The organism is Chryseobacterium taeanense, assembly GCF_900099685.1.
Lineage (GTDB): Bacteria > Bacteroidota > Bacteroidia > Flavobacteriales > Weeksellaceae > Chryseobacterium > Chryseobacterium taeanense.
On the sequence record NZ_FNDW01000025.1, the window covers coordinates 1 to 1,689 of the forward strand.

Sequence of the window (1,689 nt, forward strand, 5' to 3'; positions counted from 1 at the left end):
TCCACGATTCTGCCATTTCTGCGTACAGGAACTACAAGATAGCTTTCGTCAAACTTATCCATCGTCATTGCATATTCCCATAATGGTGCTCCATGCTCTTTCCGGATCTCATTTTCATTTTCTTCGTAGATTTTAATAATATTTTTGATGTAGATTTCATCCTCTTTCTAGAGACTTTTAGAGTGATACTCTTCAGAAGCGGAGGCAGAATAGATCTCATCATGTACACACGAATTGAGAAGAAAAAGAAACACTGCCATGAAAGACAGCCATGAAATTTTTTTCGTCATAGTTATTTTGTGTTTATTTATTATAAAAACCTCCGAAGAGGCTTAAATTATTGCTTTGTAAGTGTAATATCTTTAGGGAAATTAATAGGAAAATCTCCATACTGATCTACATAGGCATTGTGCTGACAATTGGGATCGATAATACTTGGAAGATATTCGAAGTGTAAAGTCATTTGGTTTCCTATGAAACTCGTAATATCTAGTGTTGCAGTTTTTCTACACATATTTTTAGGATAGAAATATAATCGTTTTATATTTCCATTTTTTAAATTAAATCCAATTCCATCAAATTCAGGATGCTCATAATCAAAGTTCGAAATTCGATCTATTTCAACATTTCCACTCAAATTAATTACCTTTCTTTCTCCTAAAATCATATCCCTGTAATTATAATTAGAATCATTTCCTAATTTATATTTATTTTTTCTTAAGTCTAAATATAATGTTTTTCCGTTCCATGTTCCTTTCCATAAACCAACATATTTATCCAGTTCACCGTCCAAATCTTTATAATACGCTCCGTTAGGAACATCTTCTTTGTAATTAAGAGGATATATTTGTGCCTTACAAGAAATTGTAAAAATTGATAATAGTATTAATAATATTTGTTTCATAATTTTATTTTTTTTAATTCGGACAATCAGTTTCTTTTCGTGTTCCATTTACTAAAGTTAATGATGAATTTCCATTGGTTGTAGTTTTATAAAGTTTCAATCCATTCATGTTCATTTTATCATTCATGAATTTCAGAAATTCTGTTTCTAATCTTTCCATGTCAAAATTTGCAATTCCACTTACATTTCCTACAGTCACTGCCTTATTTAAATACTTGTATGTATAATCTCTGTCTAAATCCTCTAATTGTTGTTGTGTGTAATTTGGCAAAGGAGCGGTAGATGTTCCATCAAAATTGAAAGAGTAATTTCCATTACTTGTTACTAAGGTAAATGTAAGATTATTTAATGGTATCTTAGGAGTATTCGTAGGTACTGCGTTCCAATTCTGGGCCCAGACAATCCATTGGTTAAAGAAGATGATATCATCTGGTGAAAACATTGGATACAATCCGTCATAATGTGAATGCATTAATGTTATCGTGTTTGAGAATGCTTTAAGATCCACTTGTTGTGTCCCAGGTTTATTTTGTAACATCTGATTCTGTAAAGATCCATTGGAGTTAGTACCTATCCTATAGCCGCTTTCATAACTGTCACCAGTTTTTCCCTCAAGAGAAGTTATATTATTTTTAAATGTAATATTAGAGGTCTGTGCTTTCAACTTATCGCAAGGTGTTTTGTTTACCACAATACTATCTGCAGGATTTTCATATCCTCCGCCCAAAGGTGGATAGTCATACCCTACGTTTCCACTGCCATCATCCGGATTTTCAAAAGTATCG

3 protein-coding genes are annotated in these 1,689 nt (G+C 32.0%); all 3 read right to left on the reverse strand.

Features of this window, described 5'->3' with window-relative positions:
• Window positions 1-167: 167 nt before the first annotated feature.
• Window positions 168-290 carry a hypothetical protein gene (locus BLR30_RS18015; RefSeq protein WP_262484116.1) on the reverse strand — a complete coding sequence of 41 codons (123 nt, stop codon included), beginning with the start codon at window positions 288-290 and terminating at the stop codon, window positions 168-170.
• Window positions 291-337: 47 nt separating this feature from the next.
• A complete protein-coding gene (locus BLR30_RS17475; RefSeq protein ID WP_139164662.1) occupies window positions 338-904 on the reverse strand; it encodes a DUF6705 family protein in 567 nt (188 codons plus the stop codon).
• A gap of 13 nt (window positions 905-917) precedes the next feature.
• Window positions 918-1,689, reverse strand: a 772-nt coding sequence (locus BLR30_RS17815) for a hypothetical protein (protein WP_175443686.1), incomplete at its 5' end; no start/stop codon positions are given.